This window comes from Streptomyces sp. CO7 (assembly GCF_053474865.1).
Map to the genome: position 1 here is coordinate 72,461 of NZ_JBRIOU010000006.1, position 4,254 is coordinate 76,714.

General features: G+C 75.5%; 4 protein-coding genes and 1 riboswitch. All 4 genes read right to left on the reverse strand.

The window, feature by feature from the left end:
- The coding region (cobM, locus tag ACOV8S_RS21680) for a precorrin-4 C(11)-methyltransferase (protein ID WP_448319567.1) at positions 1–729 on the reverse strand (729 nt) is incomplete at its 3' end.
- Complete coding sequence (locus tag ACOV8S_RS21685) at positions 726–2,324, reverse strand: precorrin-2 C(20)-methyltransferase (RefSeq protein ID WP_448319568.1); 1,599 nt, start codon at positions 2,322–2,324, stop codon at positions 726–728. The genes cobM and ACOV8S_RS21685, both read right to left, overlap by 4 nt.
- Positions 2,321–3,013 (reverse strand): precorrin-8X methylmutase, encoded by a 693-nt coding sequence (locus ACOV8S_RS21690; RefSeq protein ID WP_448319570.1) that lies wholly within the window; start codon positions 3,011–3,013, stop codon positions 2,321–2,323. Before ACOV8S_RS21690 ends, ACOV8S_RS21685 begins: the two co-directional genes overlap by 4 nt.
- Positions 3,010–3,897 carry a hypothetical protein gene (locus ACOV8S_RS21695; protein WP_448319572.1) on the reverse strand — a complete coding sequence of 296 codons (888 nt, stop codon included), beginning with the start codon at positions 3,895–3,897 and terminating at the stop codon, positions 3,010–3,012. The genes ACOV8S_RS21690 and ACOV8S_RS21695 overlap by 4 nt, the downstream gene beginning before the upstream one ends.
- Positions 3,898–3,952: 55 nt before the next feature.
- Positions 3,953–4,156: riboswitch (cobalamin riboswitch) on the reverse strand.
- Positions 4,157–4,254 lie beyond the last annotated feature (98 nt).

Genomic DNA, 4,254 nt, shown 5'->3' on the forward strand with positions numbered 1-4,254 from the left:
GGCCGGGTCGTAGAGGAACGACTCGCCGCCGGGGGCCGGGTCGAGCGCCCGGCCCACCAGGATGACGGCGGCCTGCCGCAGGCCGGCCGCCTCCACCGCGTCGGCGATGTCCGCGACGGTGCCGCGCAGCACCGACTCCTGCGGCTGGCTGGCCCGGTGGACGACCACCACCGGACAGTCGGGGCCGTACTCGGGCGCCAGCTCCTCCATCAGCTCGCGGATCCTGGTGATGGCCAGGTGCAGCACCAGGGTGGCCCGGGTGGCGGCGAACGCGGCCAGCGACTCGGTCGCGGGCATCGCGGTCGACCGGGCCCGGGTGCGGGTGAGGACCACCGACTGGGCGAGCAGCGGGACGGTCAGCTCCCGCCCCGCCACGGCCGCCGCGGCGGCGTAGGCGGGGACGCCGGGGGTGACGTCCCAGGGGACGCCGTGGGCGTCCAGGCGGCGGGTCTGCTCGGCGAGGGCCGAGTACAGCGAGGGATCGCCGGAGGTCAGGCGCACGACCTCCTGGCCCTGCCGGTGGGCGTCGACCAGGTGCTCGGTGATCCGGTCCAGGTCGAGCCGCTGGGTGTCGACCAGTTCGGCTCCGGGCGCGCAGTGGTCGAGGACCAACGGGTCGAGATAGGTGCCGGGGTAGAGCACCGTGCCGGCCGCGGCGAGCAGGCGCACCGCCCGGACGGTGAGCAGGTCCGCGGCGCCGGGGCCGGCGCCGACGAAGTGGACGGTCACGGCTTCACCCACCTCGGTGTCCAGACCCGGCCCGACGCCGAGACACGGGTGCCGGAGGCGCCGACGATCAGCAGGCAGCGCATGTCGATGGTCGCGGGGTCGAGTTCGCCGAGCGTGGTGACGGTCAGCGACTCGCCGGGCCGGCCGACGCCCCGGCCGATCACGACGACGGTCTCCGGCGCGCGGTGTTCCAGCAGGACGCGGCGGGCGGTGGCGATCTGTTCCGTGCGGGAGCGGGAGGCCGGGTTGTAGACGGCCAGCGCCAGGTCGGCCTCGGCGACGGCGCGCAGGCGGCGTTCGACGACGTCCCACGGCTTGAGCCGGTCGGAGAGGCTGACGACCGCGAAGTCGCCGCCGACGGGTGCGCCGGCCCGTGCGGCGACGGCCTGGACGGCGCTGACGCCGGGCAGCACCCGCACCGGCACGTGCCGCAGGTCCGGGTCCTCGGCGGCCTCGAAGACGGCGGTGGCCATGCCGAAGACCCCGGCGTCGCCGCCGGAGACCACCGCGACGCGCTCGCCCCGCGCGGCCAGCTCCAGGGCGAGGCGGGCGCGATCCAGCTCCACGGTGTTCCCGGAGGCGTGTCGGGTCAGGCCGGGACGCTGGGGGACCCGGTCGACGTAGGGGCCGTAGCCGACGACGTGGTCGACCTCGGCGAGCGCGGCGGACGCCTCGGGGGTCAGCCAGGCATCGGGGCCGGGGCCCAGGCCGACGACCAGCAGCTCGGCCGCCGAGGCCGCCGAGGCCGAGGTCGCGGAGGTCGCCGAGGCCGAGGTCGCGGAGGTCGCCGAGGCCGATGTCGCGGAGACGAGACTGCCCGGCGCGGATCCCGTGAGGGCCGTGGCCTGCTCCCCGGGGGTGCGCGAGCGGGCCCCGTTGCGGCTGTCGCCGGTGACGAGGATCAGCGAGAAGTACGGCACGGTGGACGGGTCCACCTCGGCCACGGGCAGGCGCCGTTCGCCCTCCATGGAGGCGCGTTCGACGTAGACCGCGTGGTCGAGCCGCCCCGCCGCCTCCAGCGCGCGGCGCACGGCCGGGAAGGTGCGTCCCAGCTTCATCACGACGGCGGCGTCGGTGTCGGCCAGCCGGCGGGCGAGTTCCGGTTCGGGCAGGGTGCCCGGGAGCACGGTGAGCACGTCGGTCTGCCGGGAGAGCGGGGCCGCGGCGGCCGCCGCGGCGGCGGCGAACGCCGGGACGCCCGGCACGATCTGCGTCTCGTACCGCTCGGAGAGCCGGTCGTGCATGTACATGTACGACCCGTAGAACAGGGGGTCGCCCTCGGAGAGCAGCACGACGTCGCGTCCGGCCTCGAGGTGGGCGGCGAGCCGGGCGGCGGACTCCTCGTAGAAGTCGGCCAGGGCCCCCGTGTAGCCCCCGGGGTGGTCGGTGGCGCCGGTGGTGACCGGGTAGGTCAGCCGCTCCTCGACCGCGGTGTCCGGGATGAGCGAGGCCGCGATGCGGCGGGCGTTGGACTCCTTGCCGCGGCCCGCGTGGTAGGCGACCACGTCGGCGGAGGCGATCAGCCGGGCCGCCTTGAGGGTGATCAGTTCGGGGTCGCCGGGGCCGACGCCGACTCCGTGGAAACGTCCGGTCACTCCTCCTCCTTGGCGAGTGCGTTGAGGGCCGACGACGTCATGGCGGAGCCGCCGCGGCGGCCGTGGACGGTGACGTACGGGATGTCGATGCCGTGGGTGGTGGCGAGTTCGGTGAGGGCCTGCTTGGACTCGGCGGCGCCGATGAAGCCGACCGGGCAGCCCACGATCGCCGCGGGGCGGGGCGCCCCGTCGACGAGCATCTCCAGCAGGTGGAACAGGGCGGTGGGTGCGTTGCCGACGGCGACCACGGCGCCCTCCATCAGCGGCTCCCAGAGGGAGACGGCCGCGGCGGTGCGAGTGGTGCCCCAGCGGCGGGCGAGAGCGGGCACCCGCTCGTCGCCGAGCAGGCAGACGACATCGTTGTCGCGTGGGAGTCTGCTGCGGGTGACTCCGGTGGCGACCATGGTGACGTCGCAGAGGATGGGCGCGCCCGAACGCAGGGCGGTGCGCGCGGCGGTCACCAGCCCGGGGTGGATCACCAGGTCGTCGGCGAGGTCGACCTGGCCGGCGCCGTGGATCATCCGCACGGCGAGTCGTTCCGCCTCCGCGGGGACGTGGTCCAGGCGGGCCTCGCGGCGGATGGTGGCGAAGGAGTCGACGTAGATGGCCGGGCCGTCGGTGAGGTAGTCGTAGTGCCGGTCGGGCCTGCGGGGCTCCGCGGGTCGCCCGGCCGCCGTGGTGGCGCTCATGCGGCGGCTCCCGGGACGATCACACCGCGCCAGGGGGTGACGGTGAGTTCGGTGGCGCCCGCCGCGTGGGTCTCGTCGACGAGCCGGGCGACGTCCTCGGAGCCGAGCCCGGTGTCGGGGACGGGCACGTGCCGGCCCCCGCCGGGCAGCGGGCCCGGTGGCAGGGGTGGTTCGGGGCTCGGCAGTCCTGGGTCCGGGGCGGCCGACTCCCCGAGGGGTTCGGGCAGTTCGACGACGTGCCAGGGGGCGGTGGGGCCGATTCCCCGGACGTCCATGAAGCGCCGGGCGAGCCCGGTCAGGGCCGGTGCGGCTTCAGAGAGCGGGACGCGGGGACCCCAGCCGTCGCCGACGCGCAGCTGTGCGGTGCCGGCGTCCAGGGCCACCAGGCCGAGGTCGCAGGTACGGGTGATCAGGTCCCCCCGGCCGTCGTCGAGGACGAACAGGAAGCGCGCGGGCAGGCCGGCCAGGCACGGCTCGGCGCACAGCAGCCGGTCGAGTTCGGCCGCCACGGGGCTGAGGTCGGCGCGGCCGCCGGTCACCCCGGTGCGGGGCGAGACCATGACGTTCCTGACGAGTTCGTGGGTGCGCGAGGGCAGCAGGCCGGTGGCTTCGACGGCGTCGAGGACGGCGCTGCCGAGGCGGCCCTGGTTGCTGGGCAGGGCCCGTATCTGGAGGTTGGCGCGGCCGGTGACGTGGACGCGGCCGTCTCCGTGGCGTTCGGCGACGGCGACGAGGGCGGTGAGGGACTCCGTGGGCAGGCGGCCGCCGATGAGGCGCAGCCGGACCAGGAGACCGTCCTCGGCCTGCCAGGGGCGCAGTGCGCCCGGGCAGCGGTCGCGCCGGGCACGCCGGGCGGACAGGAAGGCGGAATCCATCGGGGACATGCGAGTCCTTCGAGGTCAGGGGCCCGTTCGCGGGGTCCTCGGTCGACCTGGCGGCCCGTCACCGCCAGCGCCAGCAGGTCTTCGGACTCGGGTTCCTCCGGTTCGGGCGCCTTCCCGGAGCGTCGCTCCAGTGGCTGCGCGGCGCCTGTTGCGCCCGCACGTGCCCGACCGTCACCCTCACCGCTGCGCGTCAGTCCCGGAATCTCACCGGGTTCCCTGACCCCACCTCGTGGAGTTCGACTGGCGCGACGAGCCTACCGTGCCGGGCGGACGGCGTGGGTGGGGGCCTCGAAGCGGGGGGTTAAGGTCCGGCCATGACTTTCTCGATCGCTGCGCGCAGTGCCGACGGGACCTGTT